Origin of the sequence: Mesorhizobium sp. ZC-5, assembly GCF_025753855.1 — a bacterium.
GTDB lineage: Bacteria > Pseudomonadota > Alphaproteobacteria > Rhizobiales > Rhizobiaceae > Neomesorhizobium.
In genome coordinates this window covers 87772-111574 of record NZ_JAOWPT010000002.1, presented here as the reverse complement: position 1 = coordinate 111574, position 23803 = coordinate 87772, and the positions used below count along the sequence as shown (strand labels likewise).

Below are 23803 nucleotides of genomic sequence, written 5' to 3'. Positions count from 1 at the left end.
TTTGCCTTGACCGGCGCGGAAGCGTATTCCCCGAGCCTTCAACGGGCCTCAAGCAGGCCCGACGCTCGAGGAGTATGATCATGACCAATAAAATCTGGCTGAGCGCCGCCTTGGCGGCCTCCCTTCTGTCCACCACGACCGCGCGCGCCGATATCGTCATCGGCCTCGTCGCACCGCTGACCGGAGCGGTCGCGGCGTACGGAGATCAGGTCAAGAATGGTGCCGAAGCCGCCGTCGAAACCATCAACAAGAATGGCGGCATCCTTGGCGAAAAGGTGGTGCTGACGCTGGCCGACGACGCAGGCGACCCCAAGCAGGGCGTTTCGGCCGCTAACAAGCTGGTCGGCGACGGCGTGCGATTTGTCGTCGGTCCGGTGACGTCGGGTGTCGCCATCCCCGCCTCGGATGTCTTTGCCGAGAATGGCGTGCTGATGGTGACGCCGACCGCGACCGCCCCTGACCTGACCGCACGCGGCCTGACCAATGTGCTCCGGACTTGCGGCCGCGACGACCAGCAGGCGGAAGTCGCCGCCGCCTATGTGCTGAAGAACCTCAAGGACAAGAAGATCGCCATCATCAACGACAAGGGTACCTATGGCCTGGGCCTCGCCAATGCGTTCAAGGCAGCGCTCAACGCCGGCGGCGTCACCGAAGTGATGGAAAGCTCGCTGACGCCCGGCGAAAAGGATTTTTCAGCGCTCGTCACCCGCATTAAGTCCGAGAACGTCGAGGTGATCTACTTCGGCGGCTACCACCCGGAAGGCGGTCTGCTCGCCCGCCAGCTTCGCGACGTTTCCGTCAATGCGACGATCATCGGCGGCGAAGGTCTCTCCAACAGCGAATTCTGGGCCATCGGCAACGAGGCGGCCGCCGGAACGATCTTTACCAACGCGACCGACGCACTGAAGAACCCGGACTCGGCCGAGGCCGTCAAGGTGCTGGGCGAGAAGGGCATCCCGCCGGAGGCTTTCACGCTCAACGCCTATGCCGCTGTCGAAGTGATCAAGGCCGGTATCGAGAAGGCAGGCAGCGCCGAAGATGCAACAGCGGTGGCCACCGCGCTGAAGGCTGGCGAGCCGGTTGCGACGGCGATCGGCAAGCTGACCTATGGCGAAACGGGCGACCTCAGCTCGCCGAGCTTCTCGCTGTTTAAGTGGGAAGGCGGCAAGATCGTCGCGGTGGAATAAAGCCTCGTCGATATCGACAAAAGGCCGGCGGAGATGCCGGCCTTTTCATTTTCGGCTCTGCCTACACGGCGGGCGGGTTGAGCCGCGCGAAACCCTCCTGCCGGCGGTAGGGGAAATACGGATAGGCAGCCGTCACTTCGCTCGCCTCGTCGAGCTTCTTCACCTGCTCCGGCGTCAGCGCCCAGCCGACGGCGCCGAGATTCTGGCGCAGCTGCTCCTCGTTGCGGGCGCCAATGATGACCGACGACACGGTCGGCCGCCGCAAGAGCCAGTTGATGGCGATTTGCGGCACCGTCTTGCCGGTTTCCCTGGCCACCTCGTCGAGAGCGTCGACGACGCGGTAGAGATGCTCGTCGTCGACCGGCGGTCCGAAGCTCGCGGTATCGTGCAGCCGGCTGCCTTCGGGCAGTGGCTGGCCGCGGCGGATCTTGCCGGTGAGCCGGCCCCAGCCGAGCGGGCTCCACACCAGCGCGCCGACGCCCTGGTCGAGGCCGAGCGGCATCAGCTCCCATTCGTAATCGCGGCCGACCAGCGAATAATAGACCTGGTGCGCGACGTAGCGTTGCCAGCCGTGTTTCTCTGCCGTCGCCAGCGACTTCATCACCTGCCAGCCGGAAAAATTGGAGACGCCGATATAACGCAGCTTGCCCGCCTGCACGAGGTTGTCGAGGGTGGAGAGGACTTCCTCGACCGGCGTGCCGGCGTCGAATGCGTGTAGCTGCAAGAGATCGATGTAGTCGGTGCCGAGTCGCTTCAGGGCGTCTTCGACCGCCTTGATCAGACGCGAGCGGGAGGAGCCATAATCGGCCGGACCGTCGCCCATCGGCAGCGAGGTCTTGGTGGAGATAAGCACCTGGTCGCGGCGACCCCTTATGGCCTCGCCGAGGACCTCTTCCGAAGCGCCGTTCGAATAGACATCGGCGGTGTCGAACAGGTTGACGCCGGCTTCGAGGCAGATATCGACCAGCCGCCGCGCCTCCTCGGCATCGCTGGTGCCCCAATGGCTGAACAGTGGGCCGGAACCGCCGAAGGTTCCCGCACCGAAGCTCAGGGCCGGCACTTTCAGGCCGGATGCGCCAAGACGTCGATATTCCATGGTTCTTCTCCTGATGATTTCGATGGTTACTCTGCAGCGCCGGGACAAGCCACGGCAGGTGCAAGCTGTTCGCTATGCTTCTCGCGGCGCAGTGCCAGGATCGCGACGGCAAGTGCGGCGAGCGGCACCAGGCCGGCAACCCAGGTGATGGCGCCGAGGCCGGGGCCGTGGTCGATGACGAAGCCGCCGAGCCAGGCGCCGATGGCGTTGCCGAGGTTGAAGGCGGCAATATTGAACGACGAAGCGAGGCCCTGGCCGGCACCTTCTGCCTTCTGGAGCACCCAGATCTGCAGCGGTGCGACAGTGGCGAAGGCGGCGGCGCCGAACAGGCCGATGGTGACGACCGCCAGCACCTGGCTGTGGATGGCGAAGGTCATGGCAAACAGCACCAGCGCCAGCGCGACGAGACTGCCCAGCAGGGTCGGCACCAAGCGCTTGTCGGCCAGACGTCCCCCGAGAATGTTGCCGACGATGAGCCCGCCGCCGAACACCATCAGAATCGGTGACACCGCCGCTTCGGAAAAGCCGGTAATCTCAGTCAGGATCGGAGCGATGTAGGTGAAGCCGGCGAAGACGCCTACCCAGGACAGCACCGTGGTCAACAGGCCAAGCTGCACCGCGCGGCGGCCGAGCACGGCAAGCGCGCTGCCGGAGCTTTCCTCCTGGCCGCTCGACGGCTTGTCGCGCGGCACCAGCAGCGCAATCACAGCGATGGCGATCACCCCGACCAGCGTTACGGCCCAGAAGGTCGAACGCCAGCCATAGGCCTGGCCGAGCCAGGTACCGAAAGGAACGCCGAGGATGTTGGCGACGGTCAGGCCGGTGAACATCACGGCGATGGCCGAGGCCTTCTTGTTGGCGGGCACCAGGCCGGTGGCGACGACCGAGCCGACACCGAAGAAGGAAGCATGCGCGAAAGCCGTGAGCACGCGGGCCGCCATCAGCGTCCAGTAGTCGGGCGCCAGCGCACAGGCGAGGTTGCCGGCGGTGAAGACGACCATCAGGGCGATGAGCAGGGTCTTCTTCGACCAGCGGCCGGTTATGGCGCCGAGCAACGGCGCACCAACCACGACGCCCAGCGCATAGCCGGAAATGAGCATACCCGCCGCCGAGATCGAGACGCCGAGGTCGGCGCTGACGTCAAGCAGCAGGCCCATGATGACGAATTCGGTGACGCCGATGCCGAAGGCTCCGGCGGTGAGGGCATAGAGTGCAAGAGGCATGACAGGGTCCCCGAATCATAGATTGGCAAGTCGCATCCGCGGCTGAACCCGTTAGATCGTCATACGGGTGGCTGTGAACCAGCCTTGATCCCGGCACAGTTTTTGTGAAATGAATTCACGAATGGGTCGCATCGACATCAACCGTTCCGGCGAGATCGAAGTTTTTATCCGCGTCGTCGAGGCACAGGGCTTTTCGGCAGCGGCACGAGAACTCAGGATGACGCCATCAGCGGTCAGCAAGCTGATTGCGCGGCTGGAGGATCGCCTTGGCGCGCGGCTGCTGCGTCGCTCAACCCGCAAATTGCAGGTCACGCCGGAAGGTGTCGCCTTCTACGAAAGCGGGTTGCGTATCCTCGCCGAAATCGCCGCCGCCGAACGTGAAGCGGCGCAAGGCGCGGCACCGCGGGGCCGGCTGCGCGTCAATTGCCTGGTGCCGTTCGGCCAGCACAAGCTGATCCCGCTTATTCCGAAATTCCTCGAGCTCAACCCGGAAATATCAGTCGACCTGTCACTCACCGACCGCGTCGTCGACCTTATGGAGGAGCGTGCCGACCTCGCAATCCGCGCCGGGCCGCTCGCCGAATCGAGCCTCGTCGCGCGCAAGCTCGGACAAAGCCGCATGACGGTCGTGGCGTCGCCCTCTTATCTCGCGGCGCATGGCACGCCCAGGACGCCCGCCGACCTGCATCGCCACACCGTGCTGGGCTTCTGCTTCGCACGCCATGTCGAAGGCTGGCATTTCACCGGTCCCGAAGGGGAGAAGGTCAGCGTCATGCCATCCGGCAAGTCGCTGGTCAGCGACGGCGAATCGATGCGGCTGATGGCATTGTCAGGCGGCGGCATCGCGAAGCATGCGCTTTGGCATATCGGGCCGGATATCGCCGCCGGACGGCTGGTGCCCCTGCTCGAGGAGTTCAATCCGGGCGAGGAGGAGCCGGTCCACGCCGTCTATGTCGGCCAGGGCAAATATCTTCCAGCGCGGGTGCGGGCCTTTGTCGACTTCCTGGTGGAGAACTTGAAGTTCTGAGGGAGCGGGCTTACCGGCTGCCGAAAATGGCCGAGCCGACCCGCACCGATGTAGCTCCGAAGCGGACCGCCAGTTCGTAGTCGCCGGACATGCCCATGGAAAGCTTGTCGACGCCAGCCTCCCGCGCCAGCTTTTCGAGCAGCGCGAAGTGAGGCCCGGGATTTTCGTCGGCGGGCGGGATGCACATCAGCCCTTCGATGGCGAGACCATGGACATCGCGGCAGCGCGCTACGAATGCGACTGCCTCGCGGGGCTCGATGCCGGCCTTCTGCGGTTCCGAACCGGTGTTGACCTGTACGTAGAGCTTTGGTGCCTTGGCCTGCTTCTTCATCTCCGCCGCCAGGGCCGCCGCGATTTTTTCGCGGTCCACTGTTTCGATCGCGTCGAATAGAGCGACGGCCTCCTTGGCCTTGTTGGATTGAAGCGGACCGATCAGATGCAGTTCGAGGTCGGGAAATTCCGCTTTCAGCGCCGGCCATTTGCTTGTCGCTTCCTGCACGCGGTTCTCGCCGAAGGTACGCTGCCCGGCCTCGATGACGGGCCGGATATCGTCCGCCGAGAAGGTTTTCGACACTGCGACGAGGATGACGTCGCCCGTTTGTCGCGCTGCTTCCTTTTCGGCCGCGGCGATTCGCTCTCTCACCTGCTGCAATCGCTGGACCGCGTCGCTCATGCCTGAAACCGCCTTAATTTGCATGCACTTCCAGGCCCGCGGTGTTGACGGGTCCGGCAAACCATGGTGAACGTCTCCCGCATTCTTCATAGGCGAAATAACGGGCATGGCAACCGAACGATACAATCCCCGCGCGGCCGAACCGAAATGGCAAAAAGCCTGGGACGAGGCAAAACTCTTCGAGGCGAAGAACGAAGACCCGCGCCCGAAATACTATGTGCTCGAGATGTTTCCCTATCCGTCCGGGCGCATCCATATCGGCCATGTCCGCAACTATGCGATGGGCGATGTCGTCGCGCGCTACAAGCGCGCGCAAGGCTTCAACGTGCTGCACCCGATGGGCTGGGACGCCTTTGGCCTGCCGGCCGAGAACGCCGCGCGTGACAACAAGGTCAATCCACGCGACTGGACCTATGAAAACATCGCCACGATGAAGGGCCAGCTGAAGACGCTCGGCCTGTCGCTCGACTGGAGCAGAGAGATCGCAACCTGCGATCCGAGCTACTACAAGCACCAGCAGAAGATGTTCCTGGATTTCTGGAAGGCCGGCCTGGTCGAGCGGAAATCGGCCAAGGTCAACTGGGACCCGGAAGACATGACGGTGCTCGCCAACGAGCAGGTCATCGATGGCCGCGGCTGGCGCTCGGGCGCCCTGGTCGAAAAGCGCGACCTGACGCAGTGGTTCTTCAAGATCACGTCGATGAGCCAGGAATTGCTCGACAGCCTCGCGACTCTGGACCGGTGGCCGGAAAAGGTGCGGCTGATGCAGGAGAACTGGATCGGCCGGTCGGAAGGCCTGCTGATCCGCTGGCCGATCGCCGAGGGCACGGCGCCGGGCGGTGAATCCGAACTGGAGGTCTACACGACCCGCCCCGACACGATCTTCGGCGCCTCCTTCATGGCGATCGCCGGCGATCATCCGCTGGCGGCGAAGGCAGCCGAGAACAACCCTGCGCTGGCGGCCTTCATCGAGGAGATCCGGCGCGGCGGCACCTCGGCGGTCGAGATCGAGACCGCCGAGAAGAAAGGGATCGACACGGGCATTCGCGTCGTGCACCCCTTTGACGACAGTTGGACACTGCCGGTCTACGTCGCCAATTTCGTGCTGATGGACTACGGCACGGGCGCCATTTTCGGCTGCCCGTCGGGAGACCAGCGCGACCTCGACTTCGCCAATAAATACGGCCTGCCCGTGGTGCCTGTCGTCATGCCGGAAGGCGCTGACGAAAAGACCTTCCAGATCATCGACGAAGCCTATGTCGACGACGGGGTGATGATCAATTCGCGCTTCCTTGACGGCATGAAGCCGAAAGAGGCGTTCGATGAGGTGGCGCAACGGCTTTCCGGTGTCACCGTCGGCAATCGCCCGCAAGGCGAACGCAAGGTGCAGTTCCGGCTGCGCGACTGGCTGATCTCGCGCCAGCGCTGCTGGGGTGCGCCGATCCCGGTGATCTATTGCGATGATTGCGGTGCGGTTCCGGTGCCGGCCAAGGATCTGCCGGTCGAACTGCCGATGGATCTGAGCTTCGACAAGCCGGGTAATCCGCTCGACCACCATCCGACCTGGAAGCACGCCGACTGCCCGCAATGCGGCAAGCCGGCACGGCGCGACACCGATACAATGGATACGTTTGTCGACTCGTCCTGGTATTTCGCCCGCTTCACCGATCCGTGGAACGAGGATGCGCCGACCACGCTCTCGGCGGTCGACGGCCAGAACGGCTGGCTGCCGGTCAGGCAATATATCGGCGGCATCGAGCACGCCATCCTGCACCTGCTCTACTCGCGCTTCTTCACCCGCGCCATGAAGGCGACCGGGCACCTGAATGTGGTCGAAGAGCCTTTCGAGGGGCTGTTTACGCAGGGCATGGTCGTGCACGAGACGTATCGCATCGGTGGTGCCGGGCCAAACGGCACCTGGGTTATGCCGATCGACGTCAAAATCGAGGCCATCGACGGCGACCGCAGGGCGTCCCTCTTATCCGATGGATCGCCGGTCGAGATCGGCCCGATCGAGAAGATGTCGAAGTCGAAGAAGAACGTCGTCGATCCGAACGACATCCTGGCCAGCTACGGCGTCGATACCGCGCGCTTCTTCGTATTGTCCGATTCGCCACCGGAACGTGACGTCGTGTGGACCGAGGCCGGCGTCGAGGGTGCGCACCGCTTCGTCCAGCGTGTCTGGCGCCTGGTATCGGAAACGGCGGCCCCGTTGGACGGCGTTGCGCCCAGGCAGGCCGGTGGCGGCGAGGGCCTGGCCATCTCGCGTATCGCGCACAAGACCGCCCGGCTGGTTGCCGAGGATATCGAGAAGATCGCCTTTAACAAAGGTATCGCGCGGCTCTATGAACTGACCAATGCGATCCAGCCCGCGCTCAATGCCGTTGCGGCTGGAACAGCGGATTCCGAACTCAAGGCGGCCTGCCGCCAGGCGCTGGAATTTCTGATCATCATGGTCGCGCCGATGATGCCGCATCTGGCCGAGGAATGCTGGGCGGCTCTCGGCGGCGAGGGGTTCGTGGCCAACCGCCGCTGGCCGGAATTCGACCCGGCGCTGACGGTTGACAACGACGTAATCTATCCGGTGCAAATCAACGGCAAGAAGCGTGGCGATTTGACAATTGCCCGCGACGCAGACCAAGGTACGGTCGAAAAAGCGGTGCTCGATCTGGACTTCGTGCAGAAGGCGCTGGATGGCAAACAGCCGCGGAAGTTGATTGTCGTCCCGCAGAGAATCGTGAATGTCGTTGTCTGAGCGGAAGTGGAACCAGGTGAGCCGTTTTCTCCGACCGATACTGCTTTCATGCCTGGTCCTGGCGTCGGCCTGCACCGTACGGCCCCTTTATGCTCCGGTGACCTCAACTGGAGCCGGCGCCAGCACAACGGCGGAATTGGCGTCGATCTCGGTCAAGCCAGCCACGACCCGTTACGGCCAGGAAGTGCGCAATCACATGATCTTCCTGCTCAATGGCGGCAAGGGTGAGCCCGCCAGCCCGGCCTACACGCTTGATCTCGGCGTCACGTCGCGAAACGAGGCTGCCGCCATTATCCAGATCGGTGACGAAGACGAGCCAACGGCCGGCACCGTTACGGTTTCTTCGAGCTATACGCTGAGCAAGGGTGGAACCGTCGTCGCAAAGGGCGCACGCCAGGTGGCATCTTCCTATGATGCGCCCCGGCAGGAATTCGCGCGCCTGCGAGCGACGCGTGACGCGGAGAACCGGGCCGCGCGTGAACTTGCCGAGCTTGTCCGTCTGGCTGTCGCCCAGGATCTCGAAAGGCTGGCATCGAAGTAGCGCCGCGCCAGGAACAACATTCGCGGCAAGTTTGTTGTACGCTCTCGTGTCATTACTGCGTCACAGGATTCGGCCAAACAGCGCCCAACGGAGTGGAAACCATGGATTCCCGGACGACGCCGTCCAGCTTCACGGAAACGCTCGGCGCGCGCTGGTTCCGGGGCGTCAGCATTGGCGAAGATGCTCATATCATCGACCAGATGATCGCCGAGCGTTCCACGATGCTGTCGCGTCATCCCTTGTGGCCAATCATGCGGCCGCTGCTTTTGCGCTTCCTCCACTATTATCAAGCTGTCGAAATGGCGGACGATGTCGCCGAGATGTCCGGCTGGGATGCGATGTCCTATCTCAGCGCGCTTCTGTCGCTGGACGTGACGGTACGCGGGGTTGCCAATCTACCGGAAAAAACCGGCTTCATCCTGGCGCCCAGTCATCCGACCGGCATCGCCGATGGCGTCGCGGTGTTCGATGCGCTCAAGAATGTCCGCCCGGACATGGCGATTTTCGCCAATCGTGACGCGCAACGGGTTGCCGCCGGCTTCCGCGATCTGATCATTCCGGTAGAATGGAGGCAGGGCGAGAAATCGCACGCCAAGAGCCGTGACACGCTGGAAATGACGGCACGGGCTTTTGCCTCCAACAAGGCGATCGTGCTGTTTCCGTCAGGCCGCATCGCCTATTGGCATGAAGGTGTGCTGACTGAAAGGCCATGGCAGACCTCGCTGGTATCGCTGGCACGGCGCTATCGCTATCCAGTGGTCCCGGCACGGATCACTGCGCGCAATTCCGGGCTGTTCTATTTTCTTTCGAAATATTCGACCGAACTGCGCGACATGACGGTGTTTCATGAACTTCTGAACAAGAAGGGCCGCGCTTTTTCGATCACCATCGGCAAGCCGATCCTGGCCGATGCACTGGAAGGCGAACCGGCCGACGTTGCCGCGCGGTTGCAGCAGCACACCGTGCATGGGTTGGCGGACGATCCCGATGCGACGTTCACCCCACTGTTGCCGGCCTGACAACAGTGTAGACGGCATTGGCAGGGAAACGCCGGGAAGACGATGCCGGTTTACCGAGCGGCCGCCCGTTTGCCTGGGAATCGGACGATATTGCTGGCAACCGCCGGCTGGCTGTGTTCAGCCGTCAGCACCGCCTCGATCAACAAATCGAGGGCCTCGCGCAACTTGCCGGACTTGTCATCGTCGCCATCGAGAAGCGCTTGAGCGTTTTCAAGCAAGGCGCGTGCGGCGGCAAAGTTCGATTGCATCTTCATCCCTCAACCAAGCAGCCACCCGCCGTGGTCTGATATACTTTAGCGCGGGGTGATGGTAGCCGCTGGGCATAGGCATGGTTCATGACCGCTCTAGCGGCAGCAGAAAATTTACCGAAAAGTTTCATCAAATTTATGCTTGCGGCTGGCCCGGACGAACGACGCGTCCTGTCCATCCCAAGAAAGCCGGCGATCTATTGGCTTTGCGAGGTTCCGCCGGGTCGTCGTGATTTCTCGCTACCCGATCTGGACCGAAAGTCCGGGCAGATCGAAACCGTCAATCGTCGTGGACCAGCGTTCGCCCGGCACAACCGGAAAGGCGCGCGTGAGCGTGCCCGTGGTAATCACTTCGCCCTTGCGGAGCGCAGGATTGAGCCGGTCGTCCGCGAGAACGGTGGCGAGGTGCCCGAGCGCCTGAACCGGTCCGTCGAGCACGTTGGTCCCGACACCGGTGTCTGTGATCTCGCCGTTGCGGGACAGCGAGAGCGTCAGCCACGAAAGCGCCGCGGCCAGGCCTTCGCGCTCGCTGCCGGACACGGCCCGTTGCGGCCCCACGAACAGCCCGCCATGCAGGCCGCCGTCTGCAATGCAATCAGCGACGGTGAACCGCCAGCCAGGATAGATCGATTGCACGATCTCGAAGCCGTGTGCGACCCACGCGATCGAAGCGGCGATTTCGGCCAAGCTCGCCGCCGGCTCTATGTCACGGCCGAGACCGAACACGATCTCCGGCTCGATGCGCGGCTCCGGCAGGTGTGAGACTTTTATCTGTCCGCCGGGGCCAATATCGTGCAGCGTGGTGTCGTAGACATGGCCCCAAAGCGGCCGGTCGACGCCATATTCGGCCCAGATGGTGCGGTTGGTGAAGCCAATTTTGCGGCCGACCGGCGTTTCGCCACGCGCGATGCGCATGTCGCGCAACGCCGCGGTAACCGCATAGGCGTCATCGTTGGCAAAACCCGGGATGCGCGACGAAAAGGGCTCAACCTGGCGGTTTGCGTCGAGGGCGGAGAGAGCCTCCGACGCGATCGCCCCGGGGTTGCCTGCCGCCACCGGATCAGCCGATCTTCTGGCCGGTTTTGGCCCAGTCCGCCAGGAATTGCTCCAGGCCCTTGTCCGTCAGCGGATGCTTGACCAGCGCCTTCAGCGTCGCTGGCGGCACCGTCACCACGTCCGCGCCGATCAGCGCCGCCTGCTTGACGTGGTTCACGGTGCGGATCGACGCCGCGAGGATTTCCGTCTTGAAATCGTAATTGTCGTAGATGGTACGAATTTCCGAAATCAGTTCCATGCCGTCGATACCGATGTCGTCTATGCGGCCGATGAAGGGCGAGATGAAGCTGGCGCCGGCCTTGGCGGCGAGCAGTGCCTGGTTGGCCGAGAAGCACAAGGTGACGTTGACCATGCGACCTTCGGAGCGGATCGCCTTGCAGGCCTTCAATCCGTCGAAGGTCAGCGGCACCTTGATGCAGACATTGTCGGCGATCTTGGCCAGCACCTTGGCTTCCTTCATCATCTCCGAATATTCGGTGGCGGTCACTTCCGCCGAGACCGGGCCTTCGACGATGTCGCAGATCTGTTTCGTCACTTCGGCGATCTTGCCGCCGGACTTCAGGATGAGCGAAGGGTTGGTGGTAACGCCGTCGAGCAGCCCGAGATCGTTGAGCTCCTTGATTTCCTTGATATCCGCCGTGTCGACGAAAAATTTCATGGCTGTCTCCTTCGCGATTTTCGCAGGCGGCCGCAAAAGGCTGCCCCGTGTTCGGCCTTTGATCTAGACGAAGTTCGGGGCAAGGTCACGTCCGATGAAGCAAGATTCGCTACCCTTCAGGCTGGAAGCCGAGCGGCTGTCAGTGCCGGTGCTGGTGCCGATGCCGGCCGAGCGCCCCTACAGCTACGCTGTGCCCGACGGTATGCATGTCGAGCCGGGCTCGATCGTGCGCGTGCCGCTCGGACCGCGCGAGGTGGCCGGCATCGTCTGGGACGGCAGCACCGACGCGGTCGACCCGAAGAAACTGCGGCCGATCTCCGAGGTTTTCGATTGTCCGCCGGTTGACGAAGGCATGCGTCGGCTGGTCGACTGGATCTCGTCCTACACGCTGTCGCCGCCCGGCATGGTGGCACGGATGCTGCTGCGGGCGCCGGAAGCCTTCGATCCGCAGCTATGGACGGAAGGATTGCAGCGCACCGAAAATGAGCCGGACCGCATGACGGCGGCTCGGACGCGCGTCCTGGAGCTTTCGTCCGACGGTCTTGCCTGGACCCGCTCGGGGCTGGCGCATGCCGCCGGCGTGTCGCTTACCGTCATCGACGGATTGAAGGCGCAGGGCGTGTTCGAGCCGGTGATGATCCCGCCGCGGCCGGTGGTGGCGGCACCGGACCCCGGCTATGCGGTGCCGGACCTGACCGACGATCAAAAGGCGGCAGCCGAAATGCTCCGGGGAGGCGTCGCGGCCGGAGAATTCAGCGTCACGCTGGTCGACGGCGTCACCGGCTCCGGCAAGACGGAGGTTTATTTCGAGGCGATCGCGGCCGCGCTCGAAAAGGACAAGCAGGTTCTCATCCTGCTACCCGAGATTGCGCTCACCCAGGCCTTCCTCGAACGGTTCCACGACCGCTTCGGCGCCAAGCCTGCGGAATGGCATTCCGATCTGCCGCCGCGTATGCGCGAAAAGGTCTGGCGCCAGGTGGCCGAGGGAACCGTGCGGGTCGTTGCCGGCGCGCGGTCGGCGCTGTTCCTGCCCTTCAACAACCTTGGCCTCATCGTCGTCGATGAGGAACACGACCCTGCCTACAAGCAGGAGGACCGCGTCTACTATCATGCGCGCGACATGGCTGTGGTGCGCGGCCATATAGGCAGCTTTCCCGTGGTGCTGGCTTCGGCGACGCCGTCGGTCGAAAGCCAGGTCAATGTCCTGCAAGGCCGCTACCGGCGCGCGGCGCTGTCGCAGCGCTTCGCCGATGCCGCCATGCCCGACATCAAGGCGATCGACATGCGCAAGTCGCCGCCGGCGCGGGGCGGATTCCTGTCGCCGGTGCTGGTCGATCATGTCCGCCAGACCCTGGCACGGGGCGAACAGTCGTTGCTTTTCCTCAACCGGCGCGGCTATGCGCCGCTGACGCTCTGCCGGGTCTGCGGCCACCGTTTCCAGTGCCCGGACTGTTCCAGTTGGCTGGTCGAACACCGCTTTCGCGGCCAGCTTGTCTGCCACCATTGCGGCCATCACGAGAAGCGTCCCGATGCCTGCCCGGAATGCGGCACCTTCGATCACCTGGTTGCCTGCGGACCGGGCGTCGAGCGCATCGCCGAAGAGGTCGTCGGGCATTTCCCGGATGCCCGTACCATCGTGCTCTCCTCCGACATCATGGGCGGAGTCAAACGGCTCAGGCTGGAGCTTGAGGCCATCGCCAATGGCGACGCCGACATTGTCATTGGCACGCAACTGGTGGCCAAGGGCCACAATTTTCCCAACATGACGCTGGTCGGCGTGGTCGATGCCGATCTGGGCCTTGCCAACGGCGATCCGCGTGCGGCGGAGCGTACCTTCCAGTTGCTCAGCCAGGTCACCGGCCGCGCCGGCCGCACGGGCAAGAAAAGCCACGGCCTGCTGCAGACCTATCAACCAGACCACCCGGTGATGCGTGCGATCGTCTCCGGCGATGCCGAAGCTTTCTACGAGAAGGAAATCGCCGAACGCGAGCGGTCGCATTTGCCGCCGTTCGGACGGCTGGCCGGTATCATCGTCAGCGCACAGACTCGTGCCGAAGCCGAAAGCCATGCGCGCGGGCTGCGTCGCGCGGCACCGGCGTCCGACGATATCCATGTACTCGGCCCGGCCGAAGCGCCGCTGGCGCTGATCGGCGGCCGCCACCGCTTCCGCCTGCTGGTTCAGGGCGACCGGCGCTCGGATATGCAAGGCTACATCCGTGACATGCTGGCCGCCGGCCCGAAAATACGCGGTTCGGTGCGGGTCAGCGTCGACATCGACCCGCAGAGCTTTTTGTAGGCAGATAATGACCCGCGAGGATCTTCCGTCATGAAAACACTCGGCCTGATCGGCGGCATGAGCTGGGAATCGACGGCGATCTATTATCACCATCTCAACGAGATCGTGCGCGAGCGGCTGGGCGGGCTTCATTCGGCGAAGCTTTTGTTGTGGTCGTTCGATTTCGCCGAGATCGCCGACCGCCAGCATGAAGGCGACTGGCAGGGTGCGGCAGCACTTCTCGCCGACGCGGCGAGGAGGCTGGAGGATGGCGGTGCTGAAGGCCTGCTTATCTGCACCAACACGATGCACCGCATGGCCGACGAGGTGCAGGCGGCGGTTTCGGTTCCTCTCATCCACATTGCCGATGCCACCGCCGGCGTGATGAAGCGCGCCGGCGCAAGCAAGCCAGCGCTTCTGGCTACCGGCTTCACCATGGAGCAGGATTTCTACAAGGGCCGGCTGGCGAAGAAGCACGGCATGGCGCCGGTCGTGCCCGATGCCGAAGGCCGCGCCATGGTCCACCGCGTCATCTACGATGAACTGTGCAAGGGCATCGTCACCGGCGAATCGAAGGATGCCTACATCGCCGAGGTCGCGAAAATACGGCGCGCCAACGACATCGACAGCGTCATCATGGGCTGCACCGAGATCACCATGTTGGTCGGCCAGGACGATTTCGACATCCCCGTCTTCGACACGACCCGCATCCACGCCGAGGCGGCGGTGGATTTCGCGCTGAACTGACCGTGCCCACGGAAAATCCGGGCTGACGACTGGCGCGTCGCCCGACGTTCGCTAGAATGCCCGCATTTTCACGCGGATGTTCGAGGGGACACCATGGAATTCTCGTTTCCCTGGCCGACGAGCCAAGGCGAATGGCTGGCGTGGTCGTCAGCCGTGGTTACGGTGGCATTCGGCCTGATCTTCCTGTTCGCGCCGAGGCTTTCCTTCCGCCTCCTGCGGCTCCAGCCGACCGAAAAACACCCCGAGGCCGTCGGCGAGGCGCGCGCCACCATGTCGGGCTTCTATCTCGGTCTCGGCCTGTGTTGCATTCTGCTGGCGCAACCGATGCTCTATCTGGCGCTCGGCTTCAGTTGGCTGTTCACCGCCTTCGGCCGTATCGTGTCGATGCTGTCGGACGAGGGAAACACCCTCTACAACTGGGTCTGGCTGGTCATCGAAGTGGCTTTGGCGATGCTTCCATTGGCTCTCGCTCTGGGCTTCGTTGCCTGATTCCAGGCCAGGCTCCGCCGGGCTTTCGCCTGCTGCGACAAAACTGCCCGAAAAGCTTGCGTTGTGCCGTGTTGCGGTCGCCAAAAGCCTGTGCTAGACGGCAATCGACTTTTGGCCGGGGGAGGCCGCTCGGAATCCCCTCCAGCCACGAAAATTCAACAAGGTCAAAGATTTAGCCAGAGTCCTGCACTCGCGCCAGAAATCTTGCGGCCTGTCAGACGAGAGAAAAGACGGTCCGTGGCACAGTCTAACTCGCCAATCTCCGGTGTTGCCGAGCGTTATGCAGGTTCGCTGTTCGAACTTGCTGCCCAGGCAAACGCCGTCGCCGAGGTGGAAAAGAATCTCGGACGCTTCGAGGAACTGCTTGACGGCAGCGCCGATCTCGACCGGCTGATGAAGAGCCCGGTCTTCTCCGCCGAGGATCAGCTGAGGGCCATTTCGGCCATCGCCGACAAGGCCAAGATCGGCGGCCTGGTGGGCAATTTCCTGCGCGTCGTCGCCAAGAATCGTCGCCTGTTCGCCGTTCCCGGCATGATCCGTGCCTTCCGCCGCATCGCCGCCGAACAGCGTGGCGAGGTCGCCGCCGAAGTTACCTCGGCGCACGCACTGACGCCGGCCCAGCAGACCGAACTGAAGGCAACGCTGAAGGGCGTCGCCGGCAAGGATGTCTCGATCGCCGTGACGGTCGATCCGTCGCTGCTCGGCGGACTGGTCGTCAAGATGGGCTCGCGCCAGATCGATACGTCGCTAAAAACCAAACTCAATTCGCTCAAGCTTGCACTGAAAGAGGTCGGCTGATGGATATCCGCGCCGCGGAAATTTCCGCAATCCTGAAAGATCAGATCAAGAATTTCGGCAAGGAGGCTGAGGTCTCCGAGGTCGGCCAGGTTTTGTCCGTCGGTGACGGCATTGCCCGCGTCTACGGTCTCGACAACGTCCAGGCGGGCGAGATGGTCGAGTTCCCGGGCGGCATCCGCGGCATGGCGCTCAACCTCGAAGCCGACAACGTCGGTGTCGTCATCTTCGGCAATGACCGCGACATCAAGGAAGGCGATACCGTCAAGCGCACAGGCGCCATCGTCGATGCGCCAGTTGGCCCGGGCCTGCTCGGTCGCGTCGTCGACGCGCTCGGCAACCCGATCGACGGCAAGGGCCCGATCAAGGCCGAGAAGCGCATGCGCGTCGACGTCAAGGCGCCCGGCATCATCCCGCGCAAGTCGGTGCACGAGCCGATGTCGACCGGCCTCAAGGCGATCGACGCGCTGATCCCCGTCGGCCGCGGCCAGCGCGAACTGGTCATCGGCGACCGCCAGACCGGCAAGACCGCCATCATCCTCGACACCATCCTGAACCAGAAGGCCATCCACCAGAGCGGCCCTGATTCGGAAAAGCTCTATTGCGTCTATGTCGCCGTTGGCCAGAAGCGCTCGACCGTCGCGCAGTTCGTGAAGGTGCTCGAGGAGCGCGGCGCGCTCGAATACTCGATCATCGTCGCCGCCACCGCCTCGGACCCGGCGCCGATGCAGTTCCTGGCGCCGTTCACCGCCTGCACCATGGGCGAATATTTCCGCGACAACGGCCAGCACGCGCTGATCGGTTATGACGATCTGTCGAAGCAGGCCGTCGCCTACCGCCAGATGTCGCTGCTGCTGCGCCGCCCGCCGGGCCGCGAAGCCTATCCGGGCGACGTCTTCTATCTCCATTCGCGCCTTCTGGAGCGCGCCGCCAAGCTCAACGACGACAACGGCAACGGTTCGCTGACCGCGCTGCCAGTCATCGAGACGCAGGCCAACGACGTGTCGGCCTATATCCCGACCAACGTGATCTCGATCACCGACGGCCAGATCTTCCTCGAGACCAACCTGTTCTTCCAGGGCATTCGCCCGGCGGTGAACGTCGGCCTCTCGGTGTCGCGCGTTGGTTCGTCGGCGCAGATCAAGGCGATGAAGCAGGTCGCCGGCTCGATCAAGGGCGAGCTCGCGCAGTACCGCGAGATGGCCGCGTTCGCGCAGTTCGGTTCCGACCTCGACGCCGCCACGCAGCGCCTCTTGAACCGCGGCGCCCGCCTGACCGAGCTCCTGAAGCAGCCGCAGTTCTCGCCGCTGAAGGTCGAGGAGCAGGTCGCGGTGATCTTCGCCGGCGTCAACGGCTATCTTGACAAGCTCGCCGTCAACCAGGTCGGCAAGTTCGAGCAGGGGCTGCTTGCCCATATGCGCTCGGAAGGCAAGGCCGTGCTCGACGCGATCCGCAAGGACAAGCAGCTCTCGGACGAGACGCGCGCCAATCTTAAGGCGCAGATCGACGCCTTCGCCAAGAACTTCGCTTGAGGCTGGCGGAACGGATCAGGGTTGAGGCATGGCTTCACTAAAAGACCTTCGTAACCGTATCGCCTCGGTCAAGGCGACGCAGAAGATCACCAAGGCGATGCAGATGGTCGCCGCGGCGAAGCTGCGCCGTGCCCAGGAAGCGGCGGAGGCTGCCCGGCCCTATTCGCAGCGCATGGGCGCCGTGCTTGCCAACATCACCCAGGCTATCGGCGATGGCGGCGAAGCCCCGGCGCTGATGGCCGGCACCGGCAAGGACGACGTGCATCTGCTCGTCGTCTGCACGGCCGAACGCGGCCTGTGCGGCGGCTTCAACTCGCAGATTTCTCGCCTTGCGCGCGAACATGCCCGGCGACTGATCGCTGAAGGCAAGACGGTGAAGATCATCACCGTCGGCAAGAAGGGCTACGACATCCTGCGCCGCGACTACGGCAACCTGATCATCGACCGCGTCGACCTGCGCGAGGTCAAGACGCTCGGCTTCGTCAACGCCGACGCGATCGCCCGCAAGGTTATCCAGCTGTTCAACGAAGGCCAGTTCGACGTCTGCACGCTGTTCTATTCGGAATTCAAGTCGGTGATCAGCCAGGTGCCGACGGCGCAGCAGATCATCCCGGCGGCGGCTTCGGTGGCCGCGGCGGAACCGGAATCGGCTGGCAGCGCGGTCTACGAATACGAGCCGGAGCCGGGCGAAATTCTTGGCGACCTCATCCCGCGCAACATCGCAGTGCAGATTTTCCGGGCGCTGCTCGAAAACGCTGCCGGCGAAATGGGCGCAAAGATGAGCGCGATGGACAATGCGACGCGCAACGCGGGCGAGATGATCAACAAGCTGTCGATCACCTACAACCGTCAGCGGCAGGCGCAGATCACCAAGGAACTGATCGAAATCATTTCGGGCGCCGAGGCGCTCTAGGCGCGATGGCGCGGAAGGCAAGACTTCCGCACAACGCGAGACGAAACGGACGAAAAAGGGTAGATAAAATGGCGAAAGCAGCGACCCCGAAGAAGGCAGCGCCTGCAAAGGCAGCCGCACCGGCCAAGGCGCCGGCAGCAGCAGCGAAGGCACCGGCGGCAAAGAAGGCCGCTCCGGCCAAGGCAGCGGCACCCGCGAAGGCGGCAGCCGCCAAGGCTCCGGCAGCGGCGAAGAAGGCAACCGGCGTGGTCGGCAAGGTCCGCCAGGTCATCGGCGCCGTCGTCGACGTGCAGTTCGATGAAGGCAACCTGCCGGCGATCCTGAATGCGCTGGAAACCGATAACGTCGGCAACCGGCTGGTCCTCGAAGTTGCTCAGCATCTCGGCGAAAACACTGTCCGCACCATCGCCATGGACTCGACCGAAGGTCTGGTCCGCGGCCAGCAGGTTACCGACACCGGTGGACCGATCACCGTGCCGGTCGGCCCGGAAATGCTTGGCCGCATCATCAACGTCATCGGCGAGCCGGTCGACGAAGAAGGGCCGGTCAAGGCGACCGAATTCCGCGCCATCCACCAGCCGGCTCCGACCTATGTCGAGCAGTCCACGGAAGCGCAGATACTGATCACCGGCATCAAAGTGCTGGACCTGCTCGCGCCTTACGCAAAGGGTGGCAAGATCGGCCTGTTCGGCGGCGCCGGCGTCGGCAAGACCGTGCTGATCCAGGAACTGATCAACAACATCGCCAAGGCCCACGGCGGCTACTCGGTGTTCGCCGGCGTCGGCGAGCGCACCCGCGAGGGCAACGACCTCTATCACGAGTTCATCGAATCCGGCGTCAACAAGAAGGGCGGCGGCGAAGGCTCCAAGGCGGCCCTCGTCTACGGCCAGATGAACGAGCCGCCGGGCGCGCGCGCCCGCGTCGGCCTGACCGGCCTGACGGTTGCCGAATATTTCCGCGACCAGGGCCAGGACGTGCTGTTCTTCGTCGACAACATCTTCCGCTTCACCCAGGCGGGCTCGGAAGTGTCGGCGCTTCTCGGCCGCATTCCCTCGGCCGTGGGCTATCAGCCGACGCTCGCCACCGACATGGGCGCGCTGCAGGAACGCATCACCACCACGACCAAGGGTTCGATCACCTCGGTGCAGGCCATCTACGTGCCGGCCGACGACCTGACCGACCCGGCGCCGGCAACATCGTTCGCCCATCTGGACGCGACGACGACGCTCAACCGTTCGATCGCCGAAAAGGGCATCTATCCGGCGGTGGATCCGCTCGATTCGACCTCGCGCATGCTCGACCCGCTGGTCGTCGGCGAAGAGCACTACGCGGTCGCCCGCCAGGTGCAGTCGATCCTCCAGCGCTACAAGTCGCTGCAGGACATCATCGCCATCCTGGGCATGGACGAGCTGTCCGAAGAGGACAAGCTGGCCGTCGCCCGCGCCCGCAAGATCGAGCGCTTCCTGTCGCAGCCGTTCTTCGTCGCCGAAGTGTTCACGGGTTCGCCAGGCAAGCTGGTCGACCTCGCCGACACCATCAAGGGCTTCAAGGGCCTGGCCAACGGCGAATACGATCACCTGCCGGAAGCTGCCTTCTACATGGTCGGCACCATCGAGGAAGCCGTCGAGAAGGCACAGCGTCTGGCGGCTGAAGCGGCTTAAGTGATTGCCGAACCCGCCTTTTCCATTGGACAGCGGGTTCGGCTTCTTCGACTTGACGACGAATTCTATTCGGGACTGGACCCCGAAGATATCGAAGTGTTGAAGACCCTTGTCGGTCGAGTATGGATTGTCGAGGGATTTCACAACGAAATCAGCATGGTTGAACTGCGCTACCCTCGGAAAAGTGGCGATTCCCCGCTTAGATGGATTACAGTGCCGCTTGGCTGGATTGAACGGAAATAGAGATGGCTGCTTTCAAGTTTGAGCTGGTTTCACCGGAGCGTCTGCTTGTCTCGGAAGAGGTCCAGCATGTCGTCATTCCGGGTGCCGAGGGCGAGATGACCGTCATGGCCAACCACGCGCCGGTGATGACCACCATCAAGCCGGGCGTCGTGACCGTGAAGCCGGTCTCCGGTTCCGACGAGCGCTACGTGGTATTCGGCGGTTTTGCCGACATCCTTCCAGAAGGGTGCACGCTGCTTGCCGAATCGGCGGTTGCAGTCGGCGATATCGACCGCACCGACCTCGCCCGCCGTATCCAGGAGGCGAAAGAAGACGTCGCCGACGCCAAGGACGATCAGGCCAGGACCAGGGCCGAGCAGTTCCTGGCGCAGCTCACCACGCTGGAGGCCGCACTGGCGGCTTAAGCTTGGCCGGCGCCGAGGATTGACGAGAGCGAGGCTTGCCTCGCTCTTTTTGTTTGCTCAGTATCCAAGGGTCTCAGATCGAGGGGTGCCATATGTCGGCTCGGAGGCGCGTGCCTTCCTGGATACGCAACGCGTGGATGGTTCCAGCCCTGTTCGGGGTGTTTGTCTTTATCGGTGGCTTTGCCTTCCTCTTCCGCTCGCTCGCGTTCCAGCCCTTTTCAATTCCGGCGAACAGCATGGCTCCCAACGTCCCGGAAGGGGACTTCGTCTTCGCCGCGAAATTCGCCTACGGCTACAGCCGCTACAGCTTCGCATTCGGCCTCTTCCCCACCGACGACGGACGTATCTGGGGTAAGGAGCCGCGGCGTGGCGACATTGTCATATTCAAATATCCGCCGAATCCGGAAACCGACTACATAAAACGTGTCATCGGACTACCCGGCGAGAAAATCCAGATGATCGGCGGTGTCCTGCATATCAATGACGAGCCGGTGACCCTGACCGAAGTCGAACCGTACGAAATGGACGGCACCCCGGCCACATTGCAAATGGAAACGCTACCCGAAGGGAAAGCTTATTACGTGCTGAACATCACGGAGCAGGCTTTCGGGGACGAAACACGAGCGTTCATCGTTCCTGCCGGTCATTATTTCATGCTTGGCGATAACCGTGACAACTCCTCCGATAGTCGCTTCGACGTTGGCTTCGTTGTAGTTTGTCACCGGGTATTGGAGTGGCCGGGCTTAGGCGGGAATGGCGAAGGGCTGGTTCTAAGGGCAGCCGTCGTCGATATAATCGAATTTCCTGCCGGCCACCTTTGTTTGCAGCGTTACACCTGAGCGGGTTTATCCGGCCGCAGGCACCGGCCATCGAAAGCCTCGCTTCGCGAGATCGATGACTGGCCGCTCGATTGCATGCCATGATAAGGCGGCGGTGCCGATCGTTAGAAGTATGACACCAACAAACACCCAAGTCCCTGACCATCCGAGCGCTTGGGCGGTCGCTACGAACAACATATGGTAAAGGTAGATGCCGTAGCTGAAATCGTGGCGTACCAACGCTGACGACCTCAGCCATGGCGACATGCCGAGTGCGATAGCAAACAAACAAACGAGAGCAGCTTTGGCAACTCCAACGAAGTCGGGGTTCACCTTGTAGTCGATGCCTGAAAATCCGCTTGCAAAGAAAACCAGAGCTAGAATGACGCCCACCGCGATAGGAAGAATGCGAATGGCGGCGATTTCGACGATCCAAAGGCGGGCGAGCATGCCAATAGCGAACAGCCAAAAATATGGCGCGGCCGTTATGAACAGCACAGGTGGTTTTTTGTTGCCTGCGAAATAAAAGAGCAGGAAAAGCGATGCGGCCGCACTCACCGCCAGCACCACAGTGCCGGCCCTGCGAAAGTGCATAAACGGCCCGAGGAAGAGCATGGCGACATAAAAGCTCAATTCGACTGTGAGAGTCCACAAAACGCCACTCGGGTATCGTTCCCAGAACCCCAAATCGGGCACGTTCCATCTTGGGCCGGAACCGCTGATGCGAAAGCCCAACAGCTCGGATGCCGTGGCTATGTACGCCAGTTCGTAGCCTAAGACGCCAGCAAGGGACATTCCAGCAAAGGTCATTCCGCCGCCTAGCCAAAAGGCAGTTTCGATCACCGCGACGTTCAAAGCGAGACCCGGATAGATGCGCGCCGCTCGGGATTTCAGGTAAGCCAACGCCGAGCGAGAACGCAAAAAACTATCCAGCACGAGGAATCCGCTCGCGGCGAAGAAGATAGGCACGCCAGGAAACTGCGAAGCGAGACGGAATATTGGGCCCGCCGAAAGGCCGAGATGGCCGTATGAATGCATGTAGACCACTTGCAGTGCGGCAAGCAGCCTGATCGCGTGAAAACTGTTCCGGTAAGGATTAAGTGCGTCCGGCCGCACTGCGGATGCCTGCATTGAGGCGCCTTATAGCGCCCCATCCATCTCCTGAAAACTACAAATATGCACACAGCGGAGACGCAGAGAAGTAACCCGGAAGCCGACGGCTCTGTGGCGGCGGCGGTCAATGCACCGGCCAGAAACCAGCGCCAGCCGTGAGGGGTAGGAGCGGTCAACCGGCCCATCTCACTGATCTGTTCCTACACCTCCTGTGAGACCCCTTCGAAGCCCACTCGAATGGCCCTTGAGGTTCGCGCCGCTAGAGGGTCAGTGCTCTAAAACCGGTGTCAAAAACTCAAAACCGCGCGACCGGCTACATTCGTTCCGTTCGAGAATTTGGTAGGCCGTGTGGATAAATAAAGGAGCGGAGTGGGATTCTCCGGGTAGATTGCAACGAAGTCGAGCCAGCCCCGTTCCCACTCCATGGAGGGCCCTCCAGCCTTAGGGAGAAGACGATGCTTGCTTTGAGAGTTGCCACTGTCGCGATAATTGCGGCGCTTCCGATGACGCCGGCGCACGCCCAGGACGCCACGACGGTCACCGCCACCGCGAAAATGATGGACAAGGACGGCAAGGAGGTCGGCACCGTCACCTTCAAGGAAACGCCGTCAGGCAAGATCTGGGGCATTGCCGAGATCACCGGCGTGCCGGCGGGCCCGCACGGGTTCCACATTCACGAGACCGGTAAATGCGACGGCGCCGATGGGTTCAAATCGGCAGGTGGTCATTACACGGGCGAGATGAAGCACGGTGTGATGGCCGAAGGCGGGCCGCATGCCGGCGACCTGCCGAATGTCCACGCAGCGGCGGAGGGCGTGGTCAAGGCCGAGTTCTTCACCGACGGGTTCACGCTCGGCGAAGGCGGCAAGAACCCGCTCAAGGACGCCGACGGTTCGGCCGTCGTGCTGCATGCCCAGCCCGACGACTACACCACCCAGCCCACCGGCGACGCCGGCGACCGGCTGGCATGCGGGGTCGTGGAATAAGGTTGGGCAGCAACAGTCGCCTAATGTCTCCTCACCGAGCTTCTCGAACGGTCGGAGAAGGTAGCGTCGCCCGCATCCAGACGAGGATTTCGCCCACGCCCATTCTCTACCAAAAAGATTCTTCGCAGCGATTTGAATAGCTTGCACGATTATTGAAAAATCCTGCGTTCCCCTCTATCCCCACCCCTCCAGCCGCCCCGCATAATCCTCCTCGTCAACTTGGAAGGAACGGCGATGGACTGGAACTTGGCGATCGAGAGGAACACGGAGGCGCTGAAGCGCATCCTGGCCGCGCTCGCCGCCATGGCGGGGCTCGCCGCCACTGGCCTTCCCTTCTCCCCTTG

22 protein-coding genes are annotated in these 23803 nt (G+C 62.9%); 15 read left to right on the top strand and 7 right to left on the bottom strand.

Annotation, left to right across the window (positions count from 1 at the left end; translation table 11 throughout):
• Positions 1 to 80 precede the first annotated feature (80 nt).
• Positions 81 to 1187: a branched-chain amino acid ABC transporter substrate-binding protein gene (locus OHD58_RS03635; RefSeq protein ID WP_263801702.1), complete on the top strand. Its 1107-nt coding sequence runs from the start codon at positions 81 to 83 to the stop codon at positions 1185 to 1187.
• A 61-nt stretch (positions 1188 to 1248) separates the two neighbouring features.
• Here OHD58_RS03635 and OHD58_RS03630 read toward each other — a convergent pair whose 3' ends face one another.
• Positions 1249 to 2283: an aldo/keto reductase gene (locus OHD58_RS03630; protein WP_263801701.1), complete on the bottom strand. Its 1035-nt coding sequence runs from the start codon at positions 2281 to 2283 to the stop codon at positions 1249 to 1251.
• 26 nt (positions 2284 to 2309) lie between these two features.
• On the bottom strand, positions 2310 to 3506 hold the full coding sequence (locus OHD58_RS03625; RefSeq protein ID WP_263801700.1) for an MFS transporter: 1197 nt from the start codon (positions 3504 to 3506) through the stop codon (positions 2310 to 2312).
• A gap of 121 nt (positions 3507 to 3627) precedes the next feature.
• Here OHD58_RS03625 and OHD58_RS03620 point away from each other — a divergent pair, with 121 nt between their 5' ends.
• The gene (locus OHD58_RS03620; protein ID WP_263801699.1) at positions 3628 to 4533 is read left to right on the top strand and encodes a LysR family transcriptional regulator; all 906 of its coding nucleotides are present in this window, start codon (positions 3628 to 3630) and stop codon (positions 4531 to 4533) included.
• Positions 4534 to 4543: 10 nt separating this feature from the next.
• On the opposite strand, the gene OHD58_RS03615 is transcribed toward OHD58_RS03620, so the two are convergent.
• On the bottom strand, positions 4544 to 5206 hold the full coding sequence (locus tag OHD58_RS03615; protein ID WP_263801698.1) for a YggS family pyridoxal phosphate-dependent enzyme: 663 nt from the start codon (positions 5204 to 5206) through the stop codon (positions 4544 to 4546).
• A gap of 106 nt (positions 5207 to 5312) precedes the next feature.
• Here OHD58_RS03615 and leuS point away from each other — a divergent pair, with 106 nt between their 5' ends.
• The 3 genes from leuS to OHD58_RS03600 all read left to right on the top strand — a co-directional run bounded on the left by leuS (position 5313) and on the right by OHD58_RS03600 (position 9521).
• On the top strand, positions 5313 to 7961 hold the full coding sequence (gene leuS, locus OHD58_RS03610; protein ID WP_263801697.1) for a leucine--tRNA ligase: 2649 nt from the start codon (positions 5313 to 5315) through the stop codon (positions 7959 to 7961).
• Positions 7948 to 8502 carry an LPS assembly lipoprotein LptE gene (locus OHD58_RS03605; protein ID WP_263801696.1) on the top strand — a complete coding sequence of 185 codons (555 nt, stop codon included), beginning with the start codon at positions 7948 to 7950 and terminating at the stop codon, positions 8500 to 8502. The genes leuS and OHD58_RS03605 overlap by 14 nt, the downstream gene beginning before the upstream one ends.
• 101 nt (positions 8503 to 8603) lie before the next feature.
• On the top strand, positions 8604 to 9521 hold the full coding sequence (locus tag OHD58_RS03600; protein ID WP_263801695.1) for a GNAT family N-acetyltransferase: 918 nt from the start codon (positions 8604 to 8606) through the stop codon (positions 9519 to 9521).
• A 50-nt stretch (positions 9522 to 9571) separates the two neighbouring features.
• On the opposite strand, the gene OHD58_RS03595 is transcribed toward OHD58_RS03600, so the two are convergent.
• The 3 genes from OHD58_RS03595 to fsa all read right to left on the bottom strand — a co-directional run bounded on the left by OHD58_RS03595 (position 9572) and on the right by fsa (position 11483).
• Positions 9572 to 9775 (bottom strand): hypothetical protein, encoded by a 204-nt coding sequence (locus tag OHD58_RS03595; protein WP_263801694.1) that lies wholly within the window; start codon positions 9773 to 9775, stop codon positions 9572 to 9574.
• Between the two features lie 234 nt (positions 9776 to 10009).
• The gene (locus tag OHD58_RS03590) at positions 10010 to 10825 is read right to left on the bottom strand and encodes a 2-keto-4-pentenoate hydratase (RefSeq protein WP_263801693.1); all 816 of its coding nucleotides are present in this window, start codon (positions 10823 to 10825) and stop codon (positions 10010 to 10012) included.
• 4 nt (positions 10826 to 10829) lie between these two features.
• The gene (fsa, locus tag OHD58_RS03585) at positions 10830 to 11483 is read right to left on the bottom strand and encodes a fructose-6-phosphate aldolase (protein ID WP_263801692.1); all 654 of its coding nucleotides are present in this window, start codon (positions 11481 to 11483) and stop codon (positions 10830 to 10832) included.
• Positions 11484 to 11577: 94 nt separating this feature from the next.
• On the opposite strand from fsa, the gene OHD58_RS03580 reads away from it, so the two are divergent.
• From OHD58_RS03580 to lepB, 9 genes are all read left to right on the top strand, one after another.
• The gene (locus tag OHD58_RS03580) at positions 11578 to 13779 is read left to right on the top strand and encodes a primosomal protein N' (protein WP_263801691.1); all 2202 of its coding nucleotides are present in this window, start codon (positions 11578 to 11580) and stop codon (positions 13777 to 13779) included.
• Between the two features lie 30 nt (positions 13780 to 13809).
• Positions 13810 to 14505: an aspartate/glutamate racemase family protein gene (locus tag OHD58_RS03575; RefSeq protein WP_263801690.1), complete on the top strand. Its 696-nt coding sequence runs from the start codon at positions 13810 to 13812 to the stop codon at positions 14503 to 14505.
• Between the two features lie 93 nt (positions 14506 to 14598).
• A complete protein-coding gene (locus tag OHD58_RS03570; RefSeq protein WP_263801689.1) occupies positions 14599 to 14994 on the top strand; it encodes a DUF4345 family protein in 396 nt (131 codons plus the stop codon).
• A gap of 237 nt (positions 14995 to 15231) precedes the next feature.
• A complete protein-coding gene (locus tag OHD58_RS03565) occupies positions 15232 to 15792 on the top strand; it encodes a F0F1 ATP synthase subunit delta (protein ID WP_263801688.1) in 561 nt (186 codons plus the stop codon).
• Entirely contained in the window at positions 15792 to 17321 is a 1530-nt protein-coding gene (gene atpA / locus OHD58_RS03560) for a F0F1 ATP synthase subunit alpha (protein WP_263801687.1), read from the top strand. Before OHD58_RS03565 ends, atpA begins: the two co-directional genes overlap by 1 nt.
• 28 nt (positions 17322 to 17349) lie before the next feature.
• A complete protein-coding gene (locus OHD58_RS03555) occupies positions 17350 to 18234 on the top strand; it encodes a F0F1 ATP synthase subunit gamma (protein WP_263801686.1) in 885 nt (294 codons plus the stop codon).
• Positions 18235 to 18302: 68 nt separating this feature from the next.
• The gene (gene atpD, locus OHD58_RS03550) at positions 18303 to 19895 is read left to right on the top strand and encodes a F0F1 ATP synthase subunit beta (RefSeq protein WP_263801685.1); all 1593 of its coding nucleotides are present in this window, start codon (positions 18303 to 18305) and stop codon (positions 19893 to 19895) included.
• A 245-nt stretch (positions 19896 to 20140) separates the two neighbouring features.
• Positions 20141 to 20542 (top strand): F0F1 ATP synthase subunit epsilon, encoded by a 402-nt coding sequence (locus tag OHD58_RS03545; RefSeq protein WP_263801684.1) that lies wholly within the window; start codon positions 20141 to 20143, stop codon positions 20540 to 20542.
• A gap of 137 nt (positions 20543 to 20679) precedes the next feature.
• Positions 20680 to 21381 (top strand): signal peptidase I, encoded by a 702-nt coding sequence (gene lepB, locus OHD58_RS03540; protein ID WP_263801683.1) that lies wholly within the window; start codon positions 20680 to 20682, stop codon positions 21379 to 21381.
• Between the two features lie 6 nt (positions 21382 to 21387).
• Here the strand turns inward: lepB and OHD58_RS03535 are convergent, their stop codons facing one another.
• Positions 21388 to 22491 carry an acyltransferase family protein gene (locus OHD58_RS03535; RefSeq protein ID WP_263801682.1) on the bottom strand — a complete coding sequence of 368 codons (1104 nt, stop codon included), beginning with the start codon at positions 22489 to 22491 and terminating at the stop codon, positions 21388 to 21390.
• 437 nt (positions 22492 to 22928) lie between these two features.
• Between OHD58_RS03535 and OHD58_RS03530 the strand changes: the two genes are divergently transcribed.
• Entirely contained in the window at positions 22929 to 23459 is a 531-nt protein-coding gene (locus tag OHD58_RS03530) for a superoxide dismutase family protein (protein WP_263801681.1), read from the top strand.
• Positions 23460 to 23803 lie beyond the last annotated feature (344 nt).